This window comes from Nocardioides sp. GCM10027114 (assembly GCF_042659625.1).
Lineage (GTDB): Bacteria > Actinomycetota > Actinomycetes > Propionibacteriales > Nocardioidaceae > Nocardioides.
The window spans coordinates 375,684-402,073 of sequence record NZ_JBHSSS010000026.1 but is presented as its reverse complement, the minus strand read 5'-3'; the positions used below and the strand labels follow the sequence as shown (position 1 = coordinate 402,073).

Below are 26,390 nucleotides of genomic sequence, written 5' to 3'. Positions count from 1 at the left end.
CGACCCGGGCTCAGAGCTTGCGCACGAAGATGTGGTCGGCCGCCTCGGGCACGATCTCGGCGGTCTCGCCGCCGGACCCGACCAGCACGCCCTCCTCGGTCGCCGCGACCGTGACCGTCTTGTCCGGCAGCGCGCCGACCCGCCGCAGGGCGCTCATCAGGACCTCGTCCTTCTGCATCTCCTCGGAGATCCGCCGGATGTGGACCCGCGACTCCTCGTCGCCGGCGGCCTTCGAGAGCGGCTCGACGCCCTCCATGAAGTCCTCGCCGAGCGCAGACTCGCCGAGCTCGTCGAGGCCGGGGATCGGGTTGCCGTACGGCGACTCGGTCGGGTGGCCGAGCAGCTCGATGAGGCGCCGCTCGACCTGCTCGGACATCACGTGCTCCCAGCGGCACGCCTCGGCGTGCACCAGCTCCCAGTCGAGGCCGATGACGTCGGTGAGCAGCCGCTCGGCGAGCCGGTGCTTGCGCATCACGCGGGTGGCCAGCCGGTGGCCCTCCTCGGTCAGCTCGAGGTGGCGGTCGCCCTCGACGGTGAGCAGCCCGTCGCGCTCCATCCGGGCCACGGTCTGCGAGACCGTCGGGCCGCTCTGGTGCAGCCGCTCCGCGATCCGGGCGCGCAGCGGCACGATGCCCTCCTCGATCAGCTCGTAGATCGTGCGGAGGTACATCTCGGTGGTGTCGATCAGGTCGCTCACACCCTCATTCTTCCCCATGACCGGTGCCCGACTGTGGCACCCGGTGGCACAGTGGTCGGGGTGACAGCCGTGATGTGGTTCCGCCGCGACCTGCGGCTCGCCGACAACCCGGCCCTGGTCGAGGCCGCCGCCGACGGCGAGGTGCTGCCGCTGTTCGTCCTCGACCCCCATCTGTGGGGTCCCGCCGGGCCGGTGCGCCGGGCCTACCTCGGCGCCTCACTGCGTTCCCTGGACGCCTCGCTGCGGCAGCGGCAGGCCGGGCTGAGCGTGGTCCGCGGCGACCCGGTCCGCCGCGTGGTCCTCGCGGCCAGGGAGGTCGGCGCGACCCGGGTGCACGTCGCCGCCGACTACGGCCCCTACGGCCACCGCCGCGACCAGGCGGTCGAGGAGGCGCTCGCCGAGCACGACATCGAGCTGGTCCGCACCGGCTCGCCGTACGCCGTCGCGCCCGGGCGGGTGACCAACGGCTCGGGCGACCCGTACAAGGTCTACACGCCCTTCTACAAGTCGTGGGTCGACCACGGCTGGCGGCAGCCGATCGACGCACCGACCGGCTCGTCGTGGGTCCAGCTGGAGAAGGACACCGCCGACCTGCCGGACCCGACGCCGCCCGACGGCGTCGAGATGCCGGAGGCCGGCGAGGCCGCGGCGCTGAGGCGGTGGCACGAGTTCCTCGACGGGACGATCGAGGACTACGACGACGACCGCGACAAGCCCGGCGTCGACGGCACCTCCCGGATGTCGATGCACCTGAAGTGGGGCGAGATCCACCCGCGCACGATCCTGGCCGACCTGGCCGGCCGCCGCGGGAAGGGCGCCACCACCTACCGCAAGGAGATCGCGTGGCGGGAGTTCTACGCCGACGTGCTCTTCCAGCGCCCGGAGACCGCCCGCGAGTACCTCAAGCCCGAGTTCGCGAAGATGCAGTACGACGACCCGGGCGACCACCTCGACGACTGGCGCCGCGGCCGCACCGGCTTCCCGATCGTCGACGCCGGGATGCGGCAGCTGCGGGCGACCGGCTGGATGCACAACCGGGTCCGGATGATCGTGGCGAGCTTCCTGGTCAAGGACCTCCACGTCGAGTGGCAGCACGGCGCCCGCCACTTCCTGCACTGGCTCGTCGACGGCGACCTGGCCTCCAACAACCACGGCTGGCAGTGGGTGGCCGGCAGCGGCACCGACGCCTCGCCGTTCTTCCGGGTCTTCAACCCGACCACCCAGGGCCGCAAGTTCGACCCCGACGGCGCCTACATCCGGCGCTGGGTCGAGGAGCTCGCCGACCCCGAGGCCATCGACGACCCGCACGAGCCGGACGAGGAGACCCGCAAGCGGGTCGGCTACCCGCTGCCGCTCGTCGACCACAAGGAGGAGCGTCAGGAGGCGCTCGACAGGTGGGAGAGGATCAAGGGGTGACCGCCACCCCTCGCGAGCTGATCGTCCCGCGCCGCTTCTGTGGTCCGCCGTCCTCGGGCAACGGCGGCTGGACCTCCGGCGCGCTCGCCGCGCTGCTCGGCCACGACCTGCCCGCCAACCGCGCCGACCGCTGGCCGACGATCCGGGTCGCGCTGCGGCAGCCGCCGCCGCTGGACACCCCGATGCTGGTGACCCGGAAGGACGAGCGCACCGAGGCCGGCTTCGGCGGGTCGCTGGTCGCGCACGCCACCCTCGACGACACCGACCTCACCCCGGTCGACGCCGTACCGGCCGAGGACGCCCGCGCCGCGATGGCGGCGTACCCCGGCCTGACGTCGCACCCGTTCCCGACCTGCTTCGCCTGCGGCCCCGACCGCGAGGAGGGCGACGGCTTGCGGATCTTCGCCGGTGCGGTCGAGCCGCTCGACGGCGCCACCCGGATCGCCGCCACCTGGACGCCCCACCCGAGCACCGCCGAGGACTGGCACGCCTACGTCGACCGCGACGGCGACGCGCACGCCTCGCTCGCCGTCACCTGGGCCGCGCTGGACTGCATCGGCGGCTGGGCCGGCGACCTCACCGAGCGGATGATGGTGCTCGCCGGGATGACCACCCGGGTTGACGCGCTCCCGGTCGTCGGCGACGAGCACGTCGTCGTCGGCCACCACCGCGGCACCGACGGCCGCAAGACCTTCACCGCCAGCACCCTCTACGACCCCGACGGCCGGGTCGTGGCGCTCGCCGAGCACGTCTGGGTCGCCGTCGACCCCGCCACCTTCGACCCCAACCGTTGAGTCGGCACTTCCTACGGCCGAGTCCGCACTTTCCACGGTCGAGTCCGGACCTCCGACCGTCGAGCCCGACCCAAACCCTGGACTCGACCGTCGAAACTCTGGACTCGACGTCCCGAAGTCTGGACTCGGCGGTCGCAAGTCCCGACTCGACCGGGGGTCCGGGGTGACGCGCGCAACGCTCCGGATCGACTGATCTCGGTTGACGTCGCGAGGCGCGTGCATGGGATGATTTCCGCATGACTTTGAACGATCCAACTGCGCCTTGGTGGCGGCACGCCGTCTGCTACCAGGTCTACGTCCGCAGCTTCGCCGACAGCGACGGTGACGGCATCGGGGACCTGCCCGGCATCACCTCGCGACTGCCGTACCTGCGTGACCTCGGGGTGGACGCGCTCTGGATCACGCCGTTCTACACCTCGCCGCAGAACGACCACGGCTACGACGTCGCCGACTACTGCGACATCGACCCGCTGTTCGGCTCCCTCGACGACGCCGACCACCTCGTCCGCCGGGCCCACGACCTCGGCCTGCGGGTCATCGTCGACCTGGTGCCCAACCACACCTCGTCCGAGCACGAGTGGTTCCAGGCCGCCCTCGCCGCCGGCCCCGGGAGCCCGGAGCGCGAGCGCTACCACTTCGTCCCGGTCGACCCGGAGAACCCCGACACCCCGCCCAACAACTGGAAGTCCGTCTTCGGCGGCCCCGCCTGGACCAAGGCGGAGGCTCCGGAGGGCGCCGACTTCCCGGCGGAGTGGTACCTCCACATCTTCGACTCCACCCAGCCCGACCTGAACTGGCGGAACCCCGCGATCGGCGACATGTTCGAGGGCGTGCTGCGGTTCTGGCTCGACCGCGGCGTCGACGGCTTCCGCATCGACGTGGCGCACGGCCTCTTCAAGGCCGCGGGCCTGCCCGACGAGGTCCTCCCCGAGGAGACCGACGGCGAGACCGTCCACGTGGGCGAGGGCAGCATGGTCGAGCGCGGCCCCGGCGACGAGCCGATGTGGGACCAGCCCGAGGTGCACGACGTCTACCGCCGCTGGCGCAAGATCCTCGAGGAGTACGACGGCGACCGGATGGCCGTCGCCGAGGCGTGGACCAAGACCACCGAGTCGATGGCCCGCTACGTGCGCCCCGACGAGCTGCACCAGGCGTTCAACTTCTCCTGGCTGCTCGCCGAGTGGTCGGCCGAGTCGTTCGCCGAGGTCGTCACCGGCACCCTGGACGCCGTCGACCCGGTCGGCGCCTCCCCCACCTGGGTGCTCAGCAACCACGACGTGGTGCGCCACCCGAGCCGGTACGGCGCCGAGCGCGGCCACGCCCGCGCCCGAGCGGCCACGCTGGCGATGCTGGCGCTGCCCGGCTCGGCGTACGTCTACCAGGGCGAGGAGCTCGGCCTGGAGCAGGTCGAGGTCGAGCCGGAGTTCCGGCAGGACCCGTCCTGGTTCCGCACCGGCGAGCCCGGCCGCGACGGCTGCCGGGTGCCGATCCCGTGGGGCGGCGACGAGCCGCCGTTCGAGTTCGGCCCGGGCGAGGGCCAGCCGTGGATCCCGCAGCCCGCGGAGTGGAAGGCGCTGACGGTGGAGGCCCAGGAGGCCGATCCGGAGTCGACGCTGGCGTTCTACCGCCGGGCGCTGGCCACCCGCCGCGAGGCGGCGCTGCCCGAGGGCGACCGGGTCCAGGTGGCCCAGCCGTCGCCGCTCGGGGCCGACGTGCTCGACCTGCGGCGCGGCAACCTGCGGGTGCTGCTCAACTGCGGCGACACCGCGGTCGACCTCCCCGAGGGCGAGGTCGTCATCGCCAGCGGCACCCTGCCGGGCGGCAAGCTCCCGGCCGACACCGCGGTCTGGCTGCGCTGACCCAGGCGACCAAGCCAGTCCAGCCACCGCACCCGCGCGCAGCGGCGTGCCCCACCCAGACGCCCCGGTCGCCCTCGGCGGCCGGGGCGTCGGCGTGTCCGGGGTCGGGCGGGACTGCTGGAGCGGTCAGTCCTGCGGGTCGGCGAGGCTCTCGTTGTAGCGGGCGAACGCCGTGGTGAAGCCCTCGAGCTCGTCGTCGGACCACTCCCACAGTCGCTCGGCCACGACCCGGCGCCGGGCACCGGCCACCTCCGCCGCCCGCTCCCGGGCCCCCTCGCTGAGGGAGAGCAGCGCCGCCCGCCGGTCGCCGGGGTCGGCGCGCCGCTCGAGCAGGCCGAGGTCGACGAGCTGCTGCACCTGCCGCGAGATGGTGCCCTTGTCGAGCCCGAACGCCTCCGCCACCTGCGAGGAGCGGACCGGGCCGTACTCGGCGACGTACGTCAGCACGAGGTACGACGCCCGCTGCAGGTCCGGGTGCATCTGCCGGGCGCGCTCGAGCATCACCCGCCGGACGCGGCGGATCATCACGCCGACCTCGTGCTCGAGCGCGAGGATCGTGCGGTCTCGGGACATGGGCATCACCCTGTTCGCGGCGGGTTGCGTTCCCCCGGCCCCTGCAGCGTATCGGCCCGGGGCAGCCCACCGGCCCGTCCTGCGTACGTATCCCCCGTTCGCGGCTTAGGGTGGGACCTCCGGGCCACGGGGGAACTGCAAGGAGGAAGCATGGGAACACCGATCAAGGTGTACCTGCTCGACGACCACGAGATCGTCCGTCGTGGTCTGCGGGGCCTCCTCGACGACGAGCCCGACATCGAGGTGGTCGGCGAGTCCGGCAGCGCCGTCGCGGCCGTCCCCGAGATCCTCGAGCTCAAGCCGGACGTCGCGATCCTCGACGGCCGGCTGCCCGACGGCTCGGGCATCGAGGTCTGCCGCGAGATCCGCGCGGCCGACCCCGGGATCAAGGGCCTGATCCTCACCAGCTACGACGACGACGAGGCGATGTTCACCGCGATCCTCGCGGGCGCCGCCGGCTACGTCCTCAAGCAGATCGAGGCCACCTCGCTGCTCAGCGGCATCCGCGCGGTCCACCAGGGCCACTCCCTCATCGACCCCGCGGTCGCGATCCGCGTCATCGAGCGGATGCGCACCGGCGCCCCCGGCCCGAGCGAGCTCGCCGCGCTGACCCCGCAGGAGTCGAAGATCCTCTCCCTCATCGCCGAGGGCATGACCAACCGCCAGATCGGCGAGCAGCTCTTCCTCGCCGAGAAGACGGTCAAGAACCACGTCACCAGCGTCCTGGCCAAGCTCGGCGTGCAGCGCCGCACCCAGGCCGCCGTCATCGCCTCCCGCCTCAAGCACCAGCAGTAGCCAGCGGCCGGTGATCGCCGGGGGTGACCCCACGGGGGTCGAGCCCGTCGAGACCCCGGCACACGCAGGGCAGCAACCGACGGAGGTCGAGCTCGTCGAGACCTGGTGACCCCGTCGGTCGAGCGGCGAGCCAAAGCGAGCGTGTCGAGACCCGTCGCGCCGCAGCAGGGCCCCAACTACGCGGCGTGCCCACGGAGGTCTCGACGGGCTCGACCGACGTGTGGTCGCCGCCCTGCCTTCCCGTCTGAGGTCTCGACGAGCTCGACCCACGCGTGTCGCCGCCCTGTCTTCCCTCCAGGGTCTCGAGGCTCAGCCGGCTCGTCATCGCCTCCCGCCTCAAGCACCAGCAGTAGCCGCACTCCGTCCAGCCGCGGGCAGGCTGGGCAGCGCGGCGCGCAGCGCGACCGCGGTGCGCAGGGCCAGCGCTGCCAGGGTCAGGGTCGGGTTGGCGGTGCCTGCCGTGGGGAAGACGCTGCTGCCGACGATCCACATGTTGGGGACGTCGTGGCTGCGGCCGAACCCGTCGGTCACCGAGTCCGCCGCGCTGGTGCCCATGATCGTGGTGCCCATGATGTGGCCGGCGCCGAAGGCGAACGGAACATGCGTGCGCTCCCGGGCGCGCATCGCCGTGAACAGCCGCTCGTGCAGTTCTTGGGCTTCGTCGAGACCGGCCCGCGTGTAGGCATCGATGGAGAACGTGATCCGCGGCCGGGGGATGCCGATGTCGTCGACGAGGTCGAACGCCGGCGTGACCGTGTTGGCCCGGTCGGGGAGCTGCTCGGTGAGCGAGGCGAACCGGATCTCGTGGGCCACGTGGTCCCTCCACCGCGCGGCCAGGGCCGCGCCGCCCTCGCGGAGCGCCGGGAACGGGCCCTGCGTGAACTCGAAGGTCGGGTCGCCGATGGGGAAGCGCCAGCCGTCGTTGCCGACCTCCACGCGGAACGCCGAGCGCTGACCGCGGGTCGCGGCCTGCCGGGGCGACTCGATGCCGGCGGTGGACAGCGGGCCGCGCTGGGGGTAGACGGGCTCCTCCGGGGCCGACAGTGCGTAGGACAGGGCGATCGGGTGGTCCATCAGGTTCTGGCCGACCTGCCCGGACCGGTTGGCGATCCCGCGGCCCCCGTCGGACATCAGCAGGATCTTGGGGGTCTCGATCGCGTTGGCGGCCATCACGACGGCACGGCCCAGCACCTCGTCGTCCGTCCCGTCCGGACGGCGGAACCGCACCCCGCGGGCCGTCCCGTCGGCGCGGACCAGCACCTCGTGGACCACCGCGTCCGCGATGATCCGGGCGCCGTGCTCGGCGGCCCGGTCGAGGTGGATGACGGCGTCGTACTTCGCCCCGATCGGGCAGATCGGGATGCAGTTGCTGTTGCCGACGCAGCGGTGGCGGTCGTTGTACGTCTCGGTGTTGCGGGCCTGCGGGGTCGAGAGCACACGCAGCCCGATCCGTCGGGCGGCCCGGTCGACCACCGTGTCCAGGAACGACAGCGGGATCGGCGGCATCGGGAAGCCCGCGCTCCGCGGCGATCCCTGGTCCTCGGTGCCGTCCCCGGCCACTCCCAGCTCGCGCTCGGCCTCGACGTAGAACGGCTCGAGGTCGTCGTACGACAACGGCCAGTCCCGACCGACCCCGAAGCGCGTGAGCATCTCGAGGTCGCTCGGCAGCAGCCTCGGGGTGCTGCCCAGCCAGTGCCAGGTGGTGCCCCCGACGACCCGCTCGTAGGTGGAGCCGAACGGCTCCGGACCCTCCTGGACGAAGTAGCCGGTGCCTGGCACGCCGATGTCGAGCACCGTGGGTCGGGGGGCGTGCGGCGTGGACGGGTACGGCGACTCCGGCACCTTCGCGGGAGCCTGCCGGAAGATCTCGACCGCCCGGTCCCGGTCCACCGGCGGCCCGGCCTCCAGGACCACGACCCCGACCCCGTGCCTGGCCAGGCGGTCGGCGACCAGGGCCCCGGCCACGCCGGAGCCGACGATGACGACGTCGGTGGTGGCCACGACGCTCATGGCGCCTCGTCCCACTTCGGGAAGCCGAGCTTGGTGCTCGCCGGCTCGGCGAACGGGAGCGTCTGCCAGGCGAGTGCCTCGAGGTAGTCGGCGGTGCGACCGTCGACGAGCCCCGAGTACCAGAGCACCAGGACCTGCTGCGCCGTCCGGGCCGCCGCGTCGGTGCGCAGCGCCCCGGCCCGGAGCACCTCGTCGAACGTGCTGGGCTCCCTCGCTCTCCGGACCGTGTCCTGCACCAGGCCACGGAGCGGCGCCCGGAACGCCGGGTCGGCCTTCAGGGAGGCGAGGTACCGGGCCCCGGGGCCCTCGTCGAGGCTGAACTCGTTGTCGGTGAGGATGCGGGAGAGCTCCATGAACTCGTCCAGGGTGACCGGTCCCGGGCGGGCGCGGGCGCCTGCCGGTTCGATCAGCAGGCCGCCGGCGGTGACTGTCGCGAGCCCGGCCAGCAGGCCACGGCGGGTGAGCTCCGAGATGCGGTCGTCCGGCGGTCGCGCGCCGGCTCGTGAGGGTTCCATGCGGTCCCCGGCTCTTCTGGTGTGGCCCCCCCGGGTCACGACCGAGGGCCCCGCGGGACCGGCGTCGTGGACGCTCGACCCGAAGGACCTTGCGGCCTTGACGGACCACGGAGACGCCGGCGCACCCGAGCCCACGCGCGTTGCCCCGGATCCGCGTTCGTGCTGCCCACCAACTTCGCACCGGCCGCTGGCAGGGTCAAGGGACGGCGGCCAAACCGTGCGAACGGGGTCTCGACGAGCTCGACCGACGTGTGGGCGCCGCCCTGCCTCCCCTCCCGGGAGTCTCGACCAAGCACCGACGATCGAGGTGCGAGGCCGGCCACGGCCGAGCCTCGAGATCCCCGCACCGACGCGGGGCGGCGACTCAACGGCGTACCCACAGAGGTCTCGACGGGCTCGACCGACGTGTGGTCGCCGCCCTGCCTACGCTCGGTCTCGACGGGCTCGACCTACATGTGGTCGCCGCCCTGCCTGATGTCCCGGACAGGGCTACTGCGGGCGGCGCTTGAGCGCCTCGCTGAGCGAGGCGACGGTGTCCTCGCTGGGCGAGGCGGCACTCTTGTTGGTCTCCTCGAGCTGGGCGAGCAGCTCGGCGCGGTGGACCGCGACCGAGCGGGGCGCGGAGATGCCGACGCGGACGACGTCGCCGCGGACCTCGAGGATCGAGATGGTGACGTCGTCGCCGATGACGACGCTCTCACCCGCGCGGCGGCTCAGGACCAGCATGGCGTCACGGTACCCGGCGTGGTCGCGCGCGGGGCGCAGGCGTCCCGGCCGGCGGCCCGGCGTACGTCGACAGCGAGCCTCACGCTACCTGCGCCACGAGCGGCGTGGCGACCGACAGCTTCGGGTCGTCGAGAATGACCTGCAGCGCGCGGCGGGTGGCGGTGTTGACCAGCACCGGGGCGGCCAGGTTGGCGGTGGTGTCGGCCAGCGACTGCCCGGCGGTGAGCACGCAGAGCACCAGCACGTCGTCGGGCGAGTCGATGCCGAGGTGGGTCACGGCCTCGTCGTCGACCTCGACGGCGTAGTCGGGGAAGAACTGCACCGGCGGCACCACCAGGAACCGCAGGTCGGGCTCCTCGAGCGAGGTGAGGCTGCACAGCACACCGTCGTCGTCGAGCTGGACCAGCGCGAACTTCGAGTGGTCCGGGAAGCCGGGCATGGGCTGCACCAGCTCGATCACCGGGATCTCGGGCATGTCTCTCCTGCGGGCGTGACGGACCGGGCGATCATCTCAGAAAGTCCACGAGGCTCGGCTGCAGCACGCGCGAGGTCGCGGCGAGAGCCGCCTGGTAGGCGACCTCCTGCATCTGCAGCTCCACGATGGCCTTGGGCAGGTCGGTGTTCTCGACCTCCGACAGCGAGCTGGTGAGGTCGAGCTCGGCGTCCTTGGCTCGCTGCACGGCCTGCTCGATCCGGGCGGCGCGGGTGCCGACGTCGGCGAGCGCGCCGGTGACCCGGTCCATGTCGGCGTTGAGGGCGCCGACGTGGGCCTGGACGTTGCCGATGTTTCCGGCGCGCAGGTCCGCGGCGAGCTGCTCGAGGTGGTCGAAGACGTTGCCGCCGTCGGGACCGAAGGCCTTCGGCCCGGCGACCTGCACGTCGACGACGATGCCGTCGGCCACGGTCCGGTTCACCGAACCGGGCGTGCCAACCCAGTCCGCGGTCCCGGAGTCGTACGCCACGCTGCGGTTGGTGACGCCCCCGAAGACCGGCCGGCCGAGGTACGTCGTGTTTCCGGCGGCCAGCATCCGCTCGCGGATCTGCTCCACCTCGGTGGCAAGGGCCTCGCGAGCCTGAGGACCCAGCGCACCATTGACGCCCTGGACCGCGAGATCGCGGGCACGACGCAACTCGTCGTTCGCCCCCCGGAGGGTGGCGTCGAGGGTGTTGAGCCAGCCGAGGCCGTCCTCGGCGTTGCGGGCGTACTGCTGCTGGTCGGCGAGCGCCGAGCGCAGCCGCATCGCGGCGGTGGTGCCGGTGGGCGAGTCCGAGGGCCGGTTGAGCTCGCGGCCGGTGGAGATCCGCTCCTGGATCCCGGCGAGCCGGCCCAGGCTCGTCTGGAGGCTGCTGAGCGAGCGCTCGGTCATCATCGACTGGGTCACACGTGAGATGGCCATCAGCGCACCAGCCCGGTCCGGTTGATGAGGGTGTCGAGGACGGAGTCGAGGGTGGTCATGAGGCGGGCCGCAGCCTCGTAGGCGCGCTGCGCCTGCACCATGGTCACCATCTCCTCGTCGAGGCTGACGCCGGAAAGCTGCTCGCGGGCGCCGTCGACCTGGTTGGTCAGGGTCTGCTGGTTGAGGGCGAGCCGCTTCACCGAGGCGACCTCGGTGCCGAAGCCGTTCACCAGCCGCTGGTAGACGCCCTCCGCGCCGCCGAGGGCGCCGGCGAGCTTGCTGGCGTTGCTGCCGTCGAGGTCGCCCCCAGTGGCGCCGACGCCCGACGCTGCCACCGACCGCGGGTTGGTGAGGGCGACGGTCAGCGGGCCGTTCGGCGCTGCCGGGTCATAGGTGAACAGGGCGGACCCCGTGTTGCCGTCCTGGTCGTAGCCCGTGCCGTGCACGGCGTTCACGTCGTCGGCCAGCTTCTTGGCCACCTCGTTGAGGGCTGTTGCGTAACCCGGCAGCGTCAAGTTGAGCAGCTCGGTGATCGCACCGGCCTCGCCGCTGGGGGTCGCCGCAGCGGCGGCCCCACCCGGCGGGGTCACCGAGAACGTGACCGGGTTGCCGTCGGCGGTGCCGTCGGCGCGTACGCCGGTCGCGATCGCGAACTGGCTGACCTGCTTGCCGGAGACCAGCGGCGTCACCGTGCCGGAGGCGTCCTGGAACGAGACGTCCATGCCGCCCTGGGCGTTGACCTGGCCCCTCGCCCCGGTCAGCTCGGAGAGCCGCATGGCCAGCGCGTCGCGCTGGTCGAGCAGTACACCGGCGTCCGTGCCATTCATCTTGGCGATCGCGATGCTCTCGTTGACCTGGCCGAGGTCGGCGGCCAGCGTCCGGACCTCCGACTCGACGGACAGCAGCGCGTAGCGCTGCGACTCGGCCTCGGCGGAGACGTTGCGGGACTGCGCGGCGAAGCTCTCGGCGAGGGTGTTGGCGCGGGCCAGCACCTGGCTGCGTGCGGCCTCGGAGCCGGGGTTGTTGGCCAGGTCGTGCCAGGCGCTGCGGAACTCCGCGAGCGAGGCGGAGACCCCGTTCTCACCCGGTTCGCCGATGCCGGACTCGAACCGCGCCAGCACGGCGTACCGGGTGTCGAGGAAGGACTGGTTGGCGTGCTCGCGGCGGGCGCGGGCGTCGAGCAGCGGGTCGGTCATCCGCTGCAGCTCGCCGACGCGGACGCCGAGGCCCGACTCGTCGTACCGGCTGTACCTCGCCGGCTGCGCCGGGGCGCCGACCGCCTCGCCCATCACGCGCCGCCGGGCGTAGCCGTCGGTGGAGGCGTTGGCGATGTTGCCGCCGGAGACGTCCATGACGACCTGGTGGTAGCGCAGCGCGCTCAGCGCGCTGTTGAAGGAGCCGAACGTCGCGCCCATGTCAGAGGCTCTGGTCGATCAGCCGGTGGCGGGCGGGCTCGGCGGTGGCGGTGCCGTCGGCGGAGTAGCCGTCGGTGGTGTCGCCCAGCGCCAGCAGCGTCTCCCGCGCGGAGCGGTAGCCGGCGGAGATCAGGTCCCGGTTGGAGTCGGCGAGCGCGGCGATGTCGGCGGTGACCTTGACGAAGGCCTCCCGGTGCTCCGTGAAGATCGCCGACCACGGCTCGGGCGCCGCCTCAGCGAGCGCGCCCAGACTGGGGTTGGAGGACATGCCGATCGACGCGGCGGCCTCGTCGGCGGCGACGGCGCGCAGCACCTCGGTCTCGCGGATCGTCCCCAGCACGGCGTCGACGTCCCGCGCGGCCTCCATCAGCCAGCGTGAACGACCGCTGGCGAGGACCAGCTGCTCGACCTCCAGCTTGTAGTGGAGGGTCTCCAGCAGCTCGCGCTCGCGCCACAGCACGAGCGACAGCCTCTCCATGACGTCCATCGGTCCGGTCCCTTCTCCCCCGCGGTCGGGTTCGCCCTTCCCATCGGGCAGGCAGGAGGGGATCTGAGCCGTTCGGGGGCCTGCCATCGACTACTTCCCCGATTCGGGGTAGATCCGGGCCGGACCATGCCCGGAGAGTGGTTCGGCTCACACGTCGCTGGCCCGGGCGGGCCATGGTCCCGGGACCCATAGGTCCCGATGTGGGCCTCCAAGGGTCTGGAACCCCTCAGGAACGCTTCCGGTGGGCCGTCGTCCCGCCCAGAGTCCTCGTCGTGCCTCTCGGAACCTCTCCCCACGCTGCCTCGGCCGCCGACACCGACGACCTGGTGACCAGCCACATCCCACTGGTCGGCCACGTCGTCCGCGAGACGATGTCGCGCGTCCCGGCCCACGTCAGCCGCGACGACCTGACCTCCGCGGGCCTCACCGCGCTGGTGCAGGCCGCGCAGGGCTTCGACGAGTCCCGCGGGGTGCCGTTCGCCCGGTACGCCGCCACCCGGGTCCGCGGCGCCGTCCTCGACGAGCTGCGCGCCGTTGACTGGGCCTCCCGCTCGGTGCGCCGCCGTGCCCGCGACCTGGACGAGACCCGCAGCCGGCTCACCTACTCCCTCGGTCGGGCGCCGACCGACGCCGAGGTGGCCAGCGCGCTGGGCCTCACCCCGGAGGAGGTCGTGGCCAACGCCGACGACATCGCCCGGGCGCAGATCCTCTCGCTCAACGGCACGGACGAGCACACCTCGTACGCCGAGTCACTGGTGTCGAAGGCCCCCTCGCCCGAGGCGGTCCTCGAGCACCAGGAGCAGCTGACCTACCTCTCCGAGGCGGTCGCCGAGCTGCCCGAGCGCCTGCGCATCGTGGTGGAGGGCTACTTCCTCGCCGAGCGGCCGATGGCCGAGATCGCCGAGGAGCTCGGCGTCACCGAGTCGCGGATCTCGCAGATGCGGGCCGAGGCGATGGTGCTGCTGCGCGACGCCCTCAACTCCCAGCTTGACCCCGACCTCGTGAAGCCGGCCGAGCGGCCCGACGGCGTCGCGGCTCGGCGCCGCGAGGCCTACTTCGCCGCCGTCGCCACCCGGCACGCCGCCGGCAGCCGGATCGACCCGGGGGCCTTCGACGTCCCGCGCATCGGGGTCAGCGCCTGACCCCTGCTCCTCCCGAGGTGTTCTCCGGACGAGTTTCCGCAGAACTCCTCAAGCGACCCCCGCACCCGCCGATCACCACCGCGACGGAGTCCACGGACGGACTCCAGCACGTGATCCAGAATCCAGGAAGGAACCATCATGGGTCTTCGCATCAACCAGAACATCGACGCCTTCAACTCGTACCGCAACCTGTCGGTCACGCAGGGCCAGATGAGCAAGTCGCTGGAGAAGCTCTCCTCGGGCTTCCGCATCAACCGGGCCGCCGACGACGCCGCCGGCCTGGCCATCTCCGAGGGCCTGCGCTCGCAGGTCGGCGGCCTCAAGATGGGCGTCCGCAACGCCCAGGACGGCATCTCGGTCGCCCAGACCGCGGAAGGCGCCCTCACCGAGGTCCACTCCATGCTGCAGCGGATGAACGACCTCACCGTGCAGTACGCCAACGGCACGCAGAACACCGACTCGCAGGCTGCCATCAAGGCGGAGTTCGACGAGCTCAAGACCGAGATCGGCCGGATCCAGGACAACACCAAGTTCAACGGAAACGCGCTCTTCGATGGGGCAGCAAAGACCTTCCAGGTCGGCTACGCCAGCACCGACACCATCGACATCTCTGCCACCGCGTCGGCCGACTTCAAGACGAGCGTCGCTGCGCTGGACATTGCAACGTCCACCTCGGACACGGTCCAGGCGGAGATCACCAAGGTCTCCACGCAGCGCGCCGAGCTCGGTGCCATCCAGAACCGCTTCGAGCACACCATCAACAACGTGAACGTGGCGATCGAGAACCTCTCGGCCTCCGAGAGCCGGATCCGCGACACCGACATGGCGGCGGAGATGATGAACTTCACGCGTTCCCAGATCCTCAGCCAGGCCGGCACCGCGATGCTCGCGCAGGCCAACCAGGCCCCGCAGGGCGTGCTGTCCCTGCTCCGCTGATCGGTCACCTGATCACGAGCAGGACCTGAGCTCCGGGCGGTGCGGGGGCCCCGATCCCCGCACCGCCCGGATCCACCCCACCGGACGGAGGAGAGACCATGAGCGGATCCGCCAGCATCAGCGGGCTCGCGAGCGGGCTCGACACCGCCGGCATCATCAGCCAGCTCATGCAGCTGGAGGCCATCCCGCAGAACCGGCTCAAGCAGCGCGTCACCGCGCAGGAGTCCGAGGTCAAGCTGCTCCAGGCCCTCAACACCAAGCTCGCCGCGCTGGCCACCCGCGCCGCCGAGCTCACCAAGACGACCGCCTGGACCCCCGTCACCGCCACCAGCTCCGACGAGGGCGTCACCGTGACCGCCGCCGCCGGCGCAGCCACGGGCACCCTCTCCTTCACCGTCGACCAGACGGCGCTGGCCCACAGGCTCACCTTCGCCTCGCCCGCCGCGATGACCGACGTCGTCGTCCCTCCGGACGCCGACGGCAAGCGCACGGTCACGCTGACCGTCGCCGGCGAGGCCACCACGATCGACACCGGCGACGGCACCCTCGCCTCGCTCGTCAGCACGCTCAACGCCGGCGGCACCGGCGTCTCGGCCACGGCCCTCAAGCTGGACGACGGCACCCACCGGCTCAGCGTCCAGTCCAGCACGACCGGTGCGGCCAACACGGTCACCCTGACCGCCGCCGACGGCAGCGACCTCCTGGGCGGCACCACGGTCGTCAACGGCCGAGACGCCGCCATCACGGTAGGCCGCGACCAGATCCACTCGGCCACCAACTCCTTCGCCGACCTCGTCGCCGGCGTCACCGTCACCGTCTCGACCGCCGCCGTCGGCAAGACGGTCGACGTCACGACGGCCCGGGACACCGCGGCAGCCGGCAAGGCGGTCAAGGAGCTCGTCGACCAGGTCAACGCCGCCATCGCCGACATCGACGCGCACACGAAGTACGACGCGGCCACCAAGAAGGCCGGTGCGCTGGCCGGCGAGTCCGCGGTCCGTGACCTCCGCACCGCTCTGCTCGACGCCGTCTACCCGACCGACGGCTCCTCCCTGGCAGGGATCGGCATCCAGACCGACCGCTACGGCAAGCTCGTGCTCGACGAGGCGGCCTTCGACAAGGCCTACGCCGCCGACCCGACCGTCGTCACCGGTCAGCTGACCGCGTTCGCCGGTCGCGTCGAGAGCGAGGCGAAGGGTGCGAGCGACAAGGTCGACGGCACCCTCACCACTGCGATCAACGGTCGCAACGACGGCATCCGCCGCCTCAACGACAGCATCGAGGCCTGGGACGACCGCCTCGCACTGCGCCGCACCACCCTGACTCGTCAGTTCACCGCCCTGGAGACGGCGCTGAGCCAGATGAACAGCCAGTCCGCGTGGCTGGCCGGGCAGATCAAGTCGCTGCCGCAGATGAACACGGGAAGCTAAGGAAGGCACCCACATGATCCCCAGTGCACGCACCGCATACATGGATGCATCGGTGCAGACCGCCAGCCCGGCCAAGCTGCTCGTGATGCTCTACGAGCGCCTGGTGCTCGACGTCCAACGCGCCCTCGAGGCGCAGCAGGCCGGCGACCACCTCGTGGCCCACGCCCAGCTCGTCCACGCGCAGGACATCGTGATCGAGCTGCGCAGCACGCTGAAGACCGACGCCTGGGACGGCGGCCCCGCGCTCGCCTCCCTCTACGACTACCTGCTGTCCCGCCTCGTCAGCGCCAACGTGAAGCGCGACGCCGAGCTCACCCGGCACTGCCTCGAGCTGGTGACCGGCCTCGCCGAGACGTGGCGCGAGGCAGCCCTGCAGACGCTCGCGGTCGGGGCGTGACTGCCATGACCGCCCCCACTCCCTCAGCCCCGGTCGACCCGGACTTCGTCGCCGCCCGCGCCGCGTCGGCCGCCAACTACGACGCCTGGGTGGAGATCCTCGACCGCCTCGAGCGCGACGTGGTCGCCCACGAGAGGTTGCTGCACACGGGCAACGTCTTCGCGCCGTTCGAGCCGGAGCCCTGGATCCCGCCCGCCGTCAACGGGGCGCTTCCCGACTCGCTGCTCCCCCGCGCCCAGGCCATCCACCAGCGCCAGACCAAGGTGAAGACCGAGCTGGCCAAGGCGATGGCGGCGGTCCGCGCCAAGCACCGGATGGCCGACCGCGCCGGCCGCAGCGGCGTCGCTCAGGCCCCCGCGACCGCGACCTACGTCGACGTCTCCGCCTGACGTACCCGGCCGGAGTCCCGGAATCCCGGCGGCTCCGGCCCGGGTCGCCTAGGGTCCGTCCCGTGAAGGTCCTCGTCGCCGATGACAGCCGCGTGATGCGACAGCTCGTCGTGCGCGCGCTGCGCCAGGCGGGGTACGGCGGCCACGACGTGCTCCACGCCGCCGACGGCAAGGAGGCCCTCGAGGCAGCGCTCCGCGAGCGGCCCGACCTCGTGCTCGCCGACTGGAACCTCCCCGGCCTGGCCGGCCTCGAGACGCTCACCGCGCTCCGGGCCGCCGGGGTCGGGGCGCCGTTCGGCTTCGTCACCGCCGACGCATCCGAGCAGGTCCGAGACCACGCGCGCGCTGCGGGTGCCGCCTTCCTCATCGCCAAGCCGTTCGGGGTCGAGGACTTCGAGGAGGCGCTGGCCGGGCTGCTGCCGGTCACGCCATGACCTCCCGGGCCGAAGCCCCCGTAAGGCTGCCCGAGCCGGAGCGGGTCGAGGCGCTCTTCACCAAGCTGCTGGGGCAGCCGGTCGAGGTCGGTCCCGCCCGCCCCGTCACCCCAGGTCCCGCCACGCCCGCCGCCGTCTCCGTCCACGGCCACGGCGGGGCGCTCGCCGACCTCCTGGTCGCCTGGGACCTCCCCCTCGCGGCGTACGCCGCCGCCGCGATCGCCGTGGCCCCCGTGAGCGACGCCGAGGACTGCGTGGCCGCCGGAAGGCTGACGCCGATGCTGGCCGAGAACCTGCACGAGGTGGCCGACATCGCGGGCTCCACGTTCGAGGTGGCCGGCCGCGACCGGCCCCGGCTGCAGGCCCTGTACCTCCCCGGTGAACCGTTGCCACCGCGGGTCGCCGCGCTGGTTCTCACGTTGGGGCGACGAGCCGACCACGGGCTGACGATCGCCGGCTACGGGACCGGCCGGCTCTCGGCGGTACTGCTGCCGGCGCCGACCAGCACCGCCTGAGCACAGCTCAGTAGCCCGACCGGGTGACCCCACCCGGGACCAGGGTCCCGATCCGTGCGCGCAAGGGTCCCGAACCTCGACGGACGCCTCAGACGGCACCCCCGCCGGACCGAAGGGCACCGCGGAGCAAGGACCGCTCTCCCCCTCGCCGAAGGATCGGCAGCCACTTCGGCCCGGAGGACTGTCGTGTCCCTTGCCATGCCCGACCCTGTCGGCGCGGTGCTCGGCTCCGCCCTCGACGGCCTGTCGCTGCGCCAGCGGGTGATCGCGGACAACATCGCGAACGTCGACACCCCCGGCTTCCGCGCGACCGCCGTCGACTTCGAGTCCTCGCTCGCGGCTGCCATCCGCTCCGGCTCGATCCCGGCTGGCGGCGTCACCGCCAGCGAGCTGCCGACCCAGACGCCGGTCGGCCCCAACGGCAACAACGTCGACCTGCGCAAGGAGACGCTCGCCGCGATCCAGTCGCAGTTCCAGTACCAGCTGATGAGCCGCGCCGTCACCGACCGGCACGACTGGGTCACCACCGCGGCGGGTGCGGTCTGATGGGCGCCTTCGACATGCTGCGCATCGCCAGCAGCAGCCTGGGCATGCACCAGACCTGGCTCGACGCGCTGGCCCACAACATCTCCAACGCCAACACCGTGGTGCGCACCGACGAGACCGCTTTCCAGGAGCAGATGCTGGTCGTGGAGGCCCGCGAGAACGCCGGCGTCGCCGTCACCGGCATCGAGCTGGGTGACGCCGGGGGCACCCTCCAGTACGCGCCGGAGCACCCGCTCGCCGACGAGAACGGCATGGTCCGCGGGCCGGCCATGGACATGACCACCCAGATGACCAGCCTGATCCAGGCCCAGCGCGGCTTCCAGGCCTCGGTGCAGACCACCAAGACGGCGCAGGACACCTACGCCGCCGCCCTGCAGATCGGACGGCCCTGATGAGCGTCTCGGGAATCGAGGGCCTCGGCGGCTTCACGCCGTACGTCCCGCCCACCGTCGGCCCCAGCGGTCCGAGCGCGGCAGGCACTGGCGGGCTCGGTCGCGCCGGCGGCCCGGGCGGCGCCTTCGGCGACATGGTCATCGACGGCATCGAGCGCCTCGAGGGCGTCCAGGACCGCGCCGACCAGCTCGCCGTCAAGGCCGCCACCGGCGACCTGTCGAACCTGCACGACTACACGATGGCGGCCAGTGAGGCCGCGCTGACGACCAAGCTCACGGTCGCGGTCCGCAACAAGGCCATCGAGTCGTTCACCGAGATCATGCGGATGCAGGTCGGATGAAGGAGAACGTCACCCGGGCCCTGGCGCGCTACCAGCGGTCCTTCAACGGGTTCACCGCCGGCCAGAAGGTCGTCGCCGTCATCGGTACGGCGGCGCTGGTCCTCGCGGGCGTCCTGGTGTTCCGCTGGGCTGCCACGCCGAGCTACTCGCCGCTGTTCACCAACCTGTCCGCCAAGGACGCCTCCGCGGTCATCGAGCAGCTCGACGCCGAGGGCGTGCCCTACGAGATCACCGGCAACGGCGGCACGATCATGGTGCCGCGCAGCCAGGTCTACGAGACCCGGATCTCGCTGTCCGGCGAGGGCCTGCCGAGCAGCAGCGGCCAGGGCGGCTACGCGCTCCTCGACGACCAGGACATCTCCACGTCGCAGTTCAAGGAGCAGACCGACTTCAAGCGGGCGATGGAGGGCGAGCTCGCCAGCACCATCGAGGCCATCGACGGCGTCGACACCGCTGTCGTCCACCTCGCGCTGCCGCCGCAGCAGGTCTTCGTCGAGGAGCAGGACCCCGCCACCGCCTCGGTGCTCGTGGCCACCCGTCCCGGCTCCGACCTCGACCCGCAGCAGGTGCAGGCGGTCGTCCACCTCGTCGCGTCCAGCATCGACGGCCTCGACCCCGACCGGGTGACCGTCGCCGACGCCGCCGGCCGGGTGCTCTCGGCCACCGACGGCGCCGACGGCGTGGCCAGCACCCGCGCGCAAGCGGTCGACGAGTTCCAGCAGGACATGAGCGGCCGGATCCAGACGATGCTCGACCGCGTCGTCGGCCCGGGCAACTCCACCGTCCAGGTCACCGCCAACCTCGACTTCGACAAGGTCGTCAGCGAGACCACGACGTACACCGCCGACGAGGACAACCCGCCGCTGTCGTCGAGCTCGGAGAAGGAGACCTACAGCGGCGCCGGTGCCGGCGGCCGGAACGGCGCCGGCGGCGTCGTCGGCCCGGACGGCGGGACCGAGGTCGGTGCCGGCGGCGCCTCCGGCTCCTACGAGAAGGAGTCGGTGACCCGGGACAACGCCGTGAACCGGACCGTCGAGCAGCGCGAGAACTCCCCCGGCAGCGTCGAGTCGCTCCACACCGCCGTCGTCATCGACTCCAACGCCCCGATCAAGATCGACCCGCTCGAGGTCGAGGACATCGTCGCCGACGCCATCGGCATCGACCCGCAGCGCGGCGACACCGTGCAGGTCTCGGCGCTGCCGTTCGACCGCACCGCCGAGGAGGCTGCCGCCGCGGCCCTCGAGAAGGCCGAGGCCGCCGACAAGACCGCCCGGCAGCTCGAGATGCTGCGCAACGGCGGGCTCATCGGCCTGGTCCTGGTGCTGCTGCTCATCGTCTGGCTCAAGGGCCGCAAGCGCAACAAGGCCCGCGCCCAGGCCACGACGTACGTCGTCGAGCAGCTCAAGCAGGAGCAGGCCGAGCGGGCCGCCATCGCCGCCGCCGCCCAGCAGCAGCGGCTCGACGTCTCCCCCGCGACCATCGCCCTCAACCGGGCAGAGCGCGACGCCGCCGACGACATGCGTGACGAGCTGTCCGCCCTCGTCGAGCGGCAGCCCGAGGAGGTCGCGGCGCTGCTCCGCGGCTGGCTGGTGGAGCGCCCCTGATGTCGACGGTCACCACGAGCGCCGGCGCGCGCAAGGCCGCCATCGTGCTCATCCAGCTCGGCCGCGAGAAGGCGGCCTCGGTGCTCGCCCACTTCAACGAGGCCGAGGTGGAGCTGATCACCGCCGAGATCGCCCAGCTCGAGGCGGTCGAGTCGGGCGAGAGCGCCACGGTGCTCAGCGAGTTCCACCAGATGCTGCGGGCCCGTGCCCACATCCTCCAGGGCGGTCTCGAGTTCGCCCAGCACGTCCTGGAGGAGTCGCTGGGCAAGGAACGCGCCGCCGAGATCGTGCAGCGCCTCAACGCGGTCGCGATCCAGCTTCCCTTCCAGTTCCTGCACCGCGCCGACCCGACGCAGCTGCGCTCGTTCATCGCCGACGAGCACCCGCAGGTGATCGCGCTGGTGCTCGCGCACATGACCCCTGAGAAGGCCTCGCTGGTGCTGTCCGGGCTGCCGCCGGAGCAGCAGGCCGACGTGGCCCACCGGATCGCCGTGATGGGCCGCACCACACCCGAGGTGATCCGGAACGTCGAGGCGATCCTCGAGCGCAGGCTCTCGTCGGTGCTGCAACCTGCGGAGATCTCGCGCGTCGGCGGCCTCGACCCGCTGGTCAACATCATCAACCGGTCCGACCGCTCCACCGAGCGCCAGATCGTGGAGGGGCTGGAGTCCCTCGACGCGGAGCTCGCCGAAGAGGTCCGCAGCCGGATGTTCATGTTCGAGGACATCGTCCAGCTCGACGACCGCTCGGTGCAGCAGGTGCTGCGGCAGGTCGACAACGCGCTGCTCGCCCTGGCGCTCAAGGGCACCAGCGAGACGGTGCGCGAGAAGATCACCACCAACCTCTCCGAGCGCGCCGCGCAGAACCTCCTCGAGGAGGTCGAGCTGCTCGGCCCGGTCCGCCTCGCGCAGGTGGAGGAGGCCCAGCAGGGCGTCATCCGGACCATCCGCGAGCTGGAGGAGAAGGGCGAGATCCTCATCCGCCGAGGGGGCGACGATGAGTTCATCGACTGACCCGGCGCCGCTGCGGGTGGTGCGACCCGCTCCCTCGGCCGCCGCGACCGGGCTCCCCATGCCGGACCTCCGCACCGGCCGCTGGACCCGGCTCGGCGCCGACGCCGTCCTCGGCGACGATGTCACCGAGCAGCTGCTCGACGGCCTCGCCGAGAGCACCCGCAGCGCCGCCCGCGCCCAGGGGTACGCCGTCGGCTGGGCCGAGGGCCGCCGCGAGGCCGAGGCCGCCGCCCAGCAGCTCACGGTGGACGTCGCCGCCCGCGCCGAGGCCGAGGAGCGTCGCCGCGAGGCCGAGCACCAGGAGGCGCTCGCCGCCCTCGCCGCCGCGGCCACCGCGCTGCGGGAGCGGACCGCCGAGGTCTGCGCCGCCGTCGACGAGCAGGCCGCCACGCTCGCCCTCGAGCTGACGACCGAGCTGGTCGGCCGCGCCGCCGCCGACGCCGCCGAGCACGCGGTACGCCGCGTCGTCGGCCTGCTGCCCGACCACCCGGTCGCCCGGGTCCGGCTGCACCCGGACGTGGCCGCCACTGCCGCCGACCTCCGTGAGCAGGGCGTCACCGTCGTGGCCGACCCCTCGCTCGGCCGCGGCGACGCGCTCGTCGAGGCCGACACCCACGTGGTCGACCTGCGGCTCGACACGGCTCTCGACCGGCTGCGGGAGGTGCTCGGATGACCACCACCCTGACCAGCTCGTTGACCGAGGTGCTGCGCGCCCGCGCCCTCGACGCCGCCCGTCCCGTCCGGCTCGGCAAGGTCGCCGAGCTGCTCGCGCTGCACCTGCGCGTCACCGGCCTGCCCGCCGCCGTCGGCGACCTGGTCGAGGTGGCCGGGCCCGTCCCGGTGCTCGCCGAGGTCGCCGCCAGCGGCCCGGCCGGCCTCGTCTGCCTGCCGCTCGGCGACACCTCCGGCCTGCGGGTCGGCGACACCGTCCGCCACACGGGCGGCCCGCTGCGCATCGGTGTCGGCGACGCGCTGCGCGGCCGGGTGCTGGACGGCCTCGGCCGACCGGTCGACGGCCTGCCCGCCCCGGTCGGGCTGGAGACGGTCGCCGTCGAGCACCGGGCACCCGCCGCGCTGAGCCGGCCCCGCATCGACCACCAGATCGGGCTCGGGGTCCGCGCCCTCGACGCGCTCACCCCCTGCGGGCGCGGCCAGCGCGTCGGCATCATGGCCGGCTCCGGCGTCGGCAAGTCGAGCCTGCTGTCGATGGTCGCCCGCGGCACCGACGCCGAGATCTCGGTGATCGCGCTCGTCGGGGAGCGTGGCCGCGAGGTCCGCGAGTTCCTCGAGAACGACCTCGGCCCCGAGGGCCTGGCCCGCTCCGTCGTGGTCGTGGCGACCTCGGACGCGCCGCCGGTCGAGCGGCTGCGCGCGGCCTTCGTCGCCACCCGGATCGCCGAGTGGTTCCGCGACGCCGGCCGCCACGTCGTGCTGATGATGGACAGCCTCACCCGCGTCGCCATGGCGCAGCGCGAGATCGGCCTGTCCGCCGGCGAGCCGCCCGCCACCCGCGGCTACCCGCCCAGCGTCTTCACCCTGCTGCCGCGGCTCCTCGAGCGCGCCGGCACCTCCCCGACGGGCAGCATCACCGGCCTCTACACCGTGCTCGTCGAGGGCGACGACATGCAGGACCCGATCGGCGACACCGCCCGCTCCATCCTCGACGGCCACGTCGTGCTCTCGCGACGGCTCGCCACCTCCGGCCACTTCCCCAGCATCGACGTGCTGGAGTCGATCTCCCGCGTCACCAGCGCGGTCACCACGCCCGAGCAGCGGGCCGACGCCACCCGGCTGCGCCGGATGCTCGCGGCGTACCGGTCGGTGCGCGAGCTGGTCGAGATCGGCGCGTACGTCGCCGGGGCCGACCCCGACGCCGACGCTGCGATCGCGCTGATGCCGCGCATCGAGGACTTCCTGCGCCAGCCCATGGACGAGTCGGCCTCCCTGGTCGAGACCTGGTCCCGGATCAGGGAGCTGGTGGCGCCGTGAGCGAACAGCAGCACGACGCCGGTATGCGGGCGGTCGCCCGGGTCCGCTCCGTCCGCGAGCAGGACAGCCGCCTCGGCCTCCAGCGCGCCCACCGGGAGGAGCGGGAGGCCCTCGCCCGGGTGATCTCCCTCGAGGAGCGGCTGGCGACCGAGACCGCCGGCTCGGGCGGCTCGGGCGGCTCGGGCGGCTCAGGCGGCTCAGGCGGCGCGGACATCGCCACCTTCCTCGCGACGCGGGTCTCGCACGGTGCGCTCGCCGCCGACATCGCCGCGTCGCGGCTGGCCGCGGCCACCGCCCGCACCGTCACCTCCGCGGCCCGTGACCACTGGCAGCAGGACAAGACCCGGCTCTCCGCCGTGGAGCTGCTGCTCGAGCGCCGTGCCGAGGAGCGTCGCGCCGAGCGCGCCCGCCGCGAGGCCCGCGACCTCGACGACGTCGTCGCCCAGCGCTGGCTGCGCGCCCGCAGGGCCGGGCTCCCCGAGAGCGGAGCCGAGGCATGAGCGTCACCGACGTCACCACCCGGATCCAGCAGATCCAGGCCCAGCTGGCGATGCTGCCGTCGCAGCCCGCCACGTCCCGGGTCACCGCCGCGTCCGGCACGCAGTTCGCCAACGCGCTCGGCCGCGCCGGCGCCCCCGGCGTCACGGGTCCGGGCGGCGTCACCGGCGACCAGGTCGTCGCCGAGGCCCGCAAGTACCTCGGCCTCCCCTACGTCTGGGGCGGCACCGACCCGCAGCGCGGCATGGACTGCTCCGGCCTGGTGCAGGTCGTCTACGGCAACCTCGGCATCGACCTCCCCCGCGTCTCCTACCAGCAGGCACAGCAGGGCACCCCCGTCGCCAGTCTCGCCGAGGCGAAGCCCGGCGACCTGGTCGCCTGGGACAACTCCAGCCGCAACAACGGCGCCGACCACATCGGGATCTACATCGGCAACGGCCAGATGATCGAGGCGCCGCGGCCCGGCACCACCATCCGGGTCACCACGATCACCGACCCGCCCGACTACATCCGGCGGATCCTCCCCGACTCCGGGGTCGGCGGCCCCGGCGCGGTCTCCTCGGCCACCGGCCGGCTCGCGCCCGGCACGCCGTACGCCGGCCTGTTCACGCAGGCCGAACAGCGGTACGGCGTCGACGCCGGCCTGCTCGCGGCGATCGCGAAGCAGGAGTCCGGCTTCAACCCGGGCGCGGTCAGCCACGCCGGCGCGCAGGGGCTGATGCAGCTGATGCCGGCCACCGCCCGCGGCCTCGGCGTCACCGACTCCTTCGACCCGGCGCAGGCCGTCGACGGCGCGGCCCGGCTGATGCGGGACCTGCTGTCGCGCTTCGGGCAGACCGACCTCGCGCTCGCGGCGTACAACGCCGGCCCGGGTGCCGTGCTCCGCTACGACGGCATCCCGCCCTACCCCGAGACCCAGAACTACGTCCGCAGCGTCCTCGCCCTGTGGGAGGCAGCATGACCACCGCACCGATGGCGCCGATGACCCCGCTCCCGGCGGGCCAGCCGGTGAGCCCCACCAGCCTCGGCAAACCAGCCGCCGCGGCAGTGTCGTCGTTGCCGGCCGCCACCGACTCCGCCTCCACGGGCTTCGCCGCCCTCGTCGCCGGGCTGCTCGCCGGCCAGGCCGGCGCGCCCGGCCTGACCGCCCCGGCAACCGGACTGACCGGGACCGGGCAGGCGGAGGAGCCCGGCACCGTCGAGGGCGGCGCGGAGGGCACCGAGGAGGACGCCGTCGGCGCCGACCCGCTGCCCGTGCTCGGGCTGGCCGCGCTCTTGCGTAGCACCGTCGTCACCGAGCCGACAGCCAGGCCGGCGGGCGGGGCAGCCGGCGAGGTCTCCGCCGAGGGGCCGGCCGGTCCGTCGACGGCCCCCGCGGCCGGCTCCATCCCGGGCGAGGCAGGCGAGGGCGCGACCGACGAGGCGCGACCCGCGGCCACCGGGACCGCCTCGGCCAGCCCGGCCACACCGGCCGCGCCGGCCACCGCCACGGCTGTCGACGCCTCACCCGCACCGGTGGCCTCGGTCACCGTCTCCTCCGCCACGACTCCGACGACGGCGGCCTCCGCCGCCCCGGCGGCGTCGGCCGCCGCACCGGTCACCCAGCAGGTCTTCCCGGAGATCACCCGGCTCGCGACGGCCGGCAACGGCACCCACCGGCTGACGATGACGCTCCAGCCCGAGCAGCTCGGCGAGGTCCGGGTGACGCTGACCGTCCGCCAGGGCGAGGTGCACGTCCGGCTCGCCGCCGGCGACGAGGCGCAGCAGGCGCTCCTCGAGGGCGCCCCCGAGCTGCGGCGGATCCTCGAGCTCACGGGCGCGACCGACACCCGGGTCGTGGTGCGCGACCTCCAGTCGGGCGCGACCACCTCCCCCGCCCCGGCGTTCGGCGCCGAGACGCGCGGCGACGCCGACCTGTCCGGTCGCAGCGCGGAGGGCAACGGGGACGACACAGACCACCAGCACGCAGGGACGCGTGGTGGAGCAGGCGCCAGGGACGGCAGTCACGACGAGGCGGTCACGCCCCGTCCCGACCCGGTCGCACACGCCCGCACGGGCGTGGACGTGACCATGTGAGGAG

At 73.0% G+C, this 26,390-nt stretch carries 30 protein-coding genes; 21 read left to right on the top strand and 9 right to left on the bottom strand.

What is annotated here, in order from left to right:
* Nucleotides 1–10: 10 nt before the first annotated feature.
* Nucleotides 11–697 (bottom strand): metal-dependent transcriptional regulator, encoded by a 687-nt coding sequence (locus ACFP2E_RS16360; protein WP_378523869.1) that lies wholly within the window; start codon nucleotides 695–697, stop codon nucleotides 11–13.
* A 60-nt stretch (nucleotides 698–757) separates the two neighbouring features.
* On the opposite strand from ACFP2E_RS16360, the gene ACFP2E_RS16355 reads away from it, so the two are divergent.
* The 3 genes from ACFP2E_RS16355 to ACFP2E_RS16345 all read left to right on the top strand — a co-directional run bounded on the left by ACFP2E_RS16355 (nucleotide 758) and on the right by ACFP2E_RS16345 (nucleotide 4,766).
* Entirely contained in the window at nucleotides 758–2,113 is a 1,356-nt protein-coding gene (locus ACFP2E_RS16355; protein ID WP_378523868.1) for a cryptochrome/photolyase family protein, read from the top strand.
* On the top strand, nucleotides 2,110–2,907 hold the full coding sequence (locus ACFP2E_RS16350; RefSeq protein WP_378523867.1) for a hypothetical protein: 798 nt from the start codon (nucleotides 2,110–2,112) through the stop codon (nucleotides 2,905–2,907). The genes ACFP2E_RS16355 and ACFP2E_RS16350 overlap by 4 nt, the downstream gene beginning before the upstream one ends.
* A 236-nt stretch (nucleotides 2,908–3,143) precedes the next feature.
* Nucleotides 3,144–4,766 carry a glycoside hydrolase family 13 protein gene (locus ACFP2E_RS16345; protein ID WP_378523866.1) on the top strand — a complete coding sequence of 541 codons (1,623 nt, stop codon included), beginning with the start codon at nucleotides 3,144–3,146 and terminating at the stop codon, nucleotides 4,764–4,766.
* Nucleotides 4,767–4,892: 126 nt separating this feature from the next.
* Here ACFP2E_RS16345 and ACFP2E_RS16340 read toward each other — a convergent pair whose 3' ends face one another.
* Nucleotides 4,893–5,339: a MarR family winged helix-turn-helix transcriptional regulator gene (locus ACFP2E_RS16340; RefSeq protein WP_378523865.1), complete on the bottom strand. Its 447-nt coding sequence runs from the start codon at nucleotides 5,337–5,339 to the stop codon at nucleotides 4,893–4,895.
* Nucleotides 5,340–5,489: 150 nt separating this feature from the next.
* Here ACFP2E_RS16340 and ACFP2E_RS16335 point away from each other — a divergent pair, with 150 nt between their 5' ends.
* Complete coding sequence (locus ACFP2E_RS16335) at nucleotides 5,490–6,134, top strand: response regulator (protein ID WP_378523864.1); 645 nt, start codon at nucleotides 5,490–5,492, stop codon at nucleotides 6,132–6,134.
* Nucleotides 6,135–6,470: 336 nt separating this feature from the next.
* On the opposite strand, the gene ACFP2E_RS16330 is transcribed toward ACFP2E_RS16335, so the two are convergent.
* The 7 genes from ACFP2E_RS16330 to flgN form a co-directional block, all read right to left on the bottom strand.
* Nucleotides 6,471–8,144 carry a GMC family oxidoreductase gene (locus ACFP2E_RS16330; protein ID WP_378523863.1) on the bottom strand — a complete coding sequence of 558 codons (1,674 nt, stop codon included), beginning with the start codon at nucleotides 8,142–8,144 and terminating at the stop codon, nucleotides 6,471–6,473.
* Nucleotides 8,141–8,659: a sugar dehydrogenase complex small subunit gene (locus ACFP2E_RS16325; RefSeq protein ID WP_378523862.1), complete on the bottom strand. Its 519-nt coding sequence runs from the start codon at nucleotides 8,657–8,659 to the stop codon at nucleotides 8,141–8,143. The genes ACFP2E_RS16330 and ACFP2E_RS16325 overlap by 4 nt, the downstream gene beginning before the upstream one ends.
* A 489-nt stretch (nucleotides 8,660–9,148) precedes the next feature.
* Nucleotides 9,149–9,385 (bottom strand): carbon storage regulator CsrA, encoded by a 237-nt coding sequence (gene csrA / locus ACFP2E_RS16320; RefSeq protein ID WP_378523861.1) that lies wholly within the window; start codon nucleotides 9,383–9,385, stop codon nucleotides 9,149–9,151.
* Between the two features lie 79 nt (nucleotides 9,386–9,464).
* Nucleotides 9,465–9,860, bottom strand: a complete 396-nt coding sequence (gene fliW / locus ACFP2E_RS16315) for a flagellar assembly protein FliW (RefSeq protein WP_378523860.1) — start codon at nucleotides 9,858–9,860, stop codon at nucleotides 9,465–9,467.
* Between the two features lie 31 nt (nucleotides 9,861–9,891).
* Nucleotides 9,892–10,782: a flagellar hook-associated protein FlgL gene (gene flgL / locus ACFP2E_RS16310; protein ID WP_378523859.1), complete on the bottom strand. Its 891-nt coding sequence runs from the start codon at nucleotides 10,780–10,782 to the stop codon at nucleotides 9,892–9,894.
* Entirely contained in the window at nucleotides 10,782–12,197 is a 1,416-nt protein-coding gene (gene flgK, locus ACFP2E_RS16305; RefSeq protein WP_378523858.1) for a flagellar hook-associated protein FlgK, read from the bottom strand. The genes flgL and flgK overlap by 1 nt, the downstream gene beginning before the upstream one ends.
* A 1-nt stretch (nucleotide 12,198) precedes the next feature.
* Complete coding sequence (flgN, locus tag ACFP2E_RS16300; protein ID WP_378523857.1) at nucleotides 12,199–12,684, bottom strand: flagellar export chaperone FlgN; 486 nt, start codon at nucleotides 12,682–12,684, stop codon at nucleotides 12,199–12,201.
* A 272-nt stretch (nucleotides 12,685–12,956) separates the two neighbouring features.
* Here flgN and ACFP2E_RS16295 point away from each other — a divergent pair, with 272 nt between their 5' ends.
* From ACFP2E_RS16295 to ACFP2E_RS16215, 17 genes are all read left to right on the top strand, one after another.
* Nucleotides 12,957–13,826, top strand: coding sequence for a sigma-70 family RNA polymerase sigma factor (locus ACFP2E_RS16295; RefSeq protein WP_378523856.1), 870 nt, complete (start codon nucleotides 12,957–12,959; stop codon nucleotides 13,824–13,826).
* 138 nt (nucleotides 13,827–13,964) lie between these two features.
* Nucleotides 13,965–14,762, top strand: coding sequence for a flagellin (locus ACFP2E_RS16290; RefSeq protein WP_378523855.1), 798 nt, complete (start codon nucleotides 13,965–13,967; stop codon nucleotides 14,760–14,762).
* 98 nt (nucleotides 14,763–14,860) lie between these two features.
* The gene (fliD, locus tag ACFP2E_RS16285; protein ID WP_378523854.1) at nucleotides 14,861–16,192 is read left to right on the top strand and encodes a flagellar filament capping protein FliD; all 1,332 of its coding nucleotides are present in this window, start codon (nucleotides 14,861–14,863) and stop codon (nucleotides 16,190–16,192) included.
* A 13-nt stretch (nucleotides 16,193–16,205) separates the two neighbouring features.
* The gene (fliS, locus tag ACFP2E_RS16280) at nucleotides 16,206–16,589 is read left to right on the top strand and encodes a flagellar export chaperone FliS (RefSeq protein ID WP_378523853.1); all 384 of its coding nucleotides are present in this window, start codon (nucleotides 16,206–16,208) and stop codon (nucleotides 16,587–16,589) included.
* Between the two features lie 5 nt (nucleotides 16,590–16,594).
* Complete coding sequence (locus ACFP2E_RS16275) at nucleotides 16,595–16,978, top strand: hypothetical protein (RefSeq protein ID WP_378523852.1); 384 nt, start codon at nucleotides 16,595–16,597, stop codon at nucleotides 16,976–16,978.
* 62 nt (nucleotides 16,979–17,040) lie between these two features.
* Nucleotides 17,041–17,412 carry a response regulator gene (locus tag ACFP2E_RS16270; RefSeq protein ID WP_378523851.1) on the top strand — a complete coding sequence of 124 codons (372 nt, stop codon included), beginning with the start codon at nucleotides 17,041–17,043 and terminating at the stop codon, nucleotides 17,410–17,412.
* A complete protein-coding gene (locus ACFP2E_RS16265) occupies nucleotides 17,409–17,927 on the top strand; it encodes a hypothetical protein (protein WP_378523850.1) in 519 nt (172 codons plus the stop codon). The genes ACFP2E_RS16270 and ACFP2E_RS16265 overlap by 4 nt, the downstream gene beginning before the upstream one ends.
* 198 nt (nucleotides 17,928–18,125) lie before the next feature.
* The gene (locus tag ACFP2E_RS16260) at nucleotides 18,126–18,473 is read left to right on the top strand and encodes a flagellar basal body rod protein FlgB (RefSeq protein ID WP_378523849.1); all 348 of its coding nucleotides are present in this window, start codon (nucleotides 18,126–18,128) and stop codon (nucleotides 18,471–18,473) included.
* Nucleotides 18,473–18,865 (top strand): flagellar basal body rod protein FlgC, encoded by a 393-nt coding sequence (locus tag ACFP2E_RS16255; protein ID WP_378523848.1) that lies wholly within the window; start codon nucleotides 18,473–18,475, stop codon nucleotides 18,863–18,865. The genes ACFP2E_RS16260 and ACFP2E_RS16255 overlap by 1 nt, the downstream gene beginning before the upstream one ends.
* The gene (locus ACFP2E_RS16250; RefSeq protein ID WP_378523847.1) at nucleotides 18,865–19,206 is read left to right on the top strand and encodes a flagellar hook-basal body complex protein FliE; all 342 of its coding nucleotides are present in this window, start codon (nucleotides 18,865–18,867) and stop codon (nucleotides 19,204–19,206) included. The genes ACFP2E_RS16255 and ACFP2E_RS16250 overlap by 1 nt, the downstream gene beginning before the upstream one ends.
* Nucleotides 19,203–20,810 (top strand): flagellar basal-body MS-ring/collar protein FliF, encoded by a 1,608-nt coding sequence (fliF, locus tag ACFP2E_RS16245; RefSeq protein WP_378523846.1) that lies wholly within the window; start codon nucleotides 19,203–19,205, stop codon nucleotides 20,808–20,810. Before ACFP2E_RS16250 ends, fliF begins: the two co-directional genes overlap by 4 nt.
* Nucleotides 20,810–21,823, top strand: a complete 1,014-nt coding sequence (gene fliG, locus ACFP2E_RS16240; protein WP_378523845.1) for a flagellar motor switch protein FliG — start codon at nucleotides 20,810–20,812, stop codon at nucleotides 21,821–21,823. The genes fliF and fliG overlap by 1 nt, the downstream gene beginning before the upstream one ends.
* Entirely contained in the window at nucleotides 21,807–22,496 is a 690-nt protein-coding gene (locus tag ACFP2E_RS16235; RefSeq protein WP_378523844.1) for a FliH/SctL family protein, read from the top strand. The genes fliG and ACFP2E_RS16235 overlap by 17 nt, the downstream gene beginning before the upstream one ends.
* Nucleotides 22,493–23,812 carry a FliI/YscN family ATPase gene (locus tag ACFP2E_RS16230; RefSeq protein ID WP_378523843.1) on the top strand — a complete coding sequence of 440 codons (1,320 nt, stop codon included), beginning with the start codon at nucleotides 22,493–22,495 and terminating at the stop codon, nucleotides 23,810–23,812. The genes ACFP2E_RS16235 and ACFP2E_RS16230 overlap by 4 nt, the downstream gene beginning before the upstream one ends.
* Nucleotides 23,809–24,312 carry a flagellar FliJ family protein gene (locus tag ACFP2E_RS16225; RefSeq protein WP_378523842.1) on the top strand — a complete coding sequence of 168 codons (504 nt, stop codon included), beginning with the start codon at nucleotides 23,809–23,811 and terminating at the stop codon, nucleotides 24,310–24,312. The genes ACFP2E_RS16230 and ACFP2E_RS16225 overlap by 4 nt, the downstream gene beginning before the upstream one ends.
* The gene (locus ACFP2E_RS16220; protein ID WP_378523841.1) at nucleotides 24,309–25,271 is read left to right on the top strand and encodes a transglycosylase SLT domain-containing protein; all 963 of its coding nucleotides are present in this window, start codon (nucleotides 24,309–24,311) and stop codon (nucleotides 25,269–25,271) included. Before ACFP2E_RS16225 ends, ACFP2E_RS16220 begins: the two co-directional genes overlap by 4 nt.
* On the top strand, nucleotides 25,268–26,386 hold the full coding sequence (locus ACFP2E_RS16215) for a flagellar hook-length control protein FliK (protein WP_378523840.1): 1,119 nt from the start codon (nucleotides 25,268–25,270) through the stop codon (nucleotides 26,384–26,386). Before ACFP2E_RS16220 ends, ACFP2E_RS16215 begins: the two co-directional genes overlap by 4 nt.
* Nucleotides 26,387–26,390: the final 4 nt, after the last annotated feature.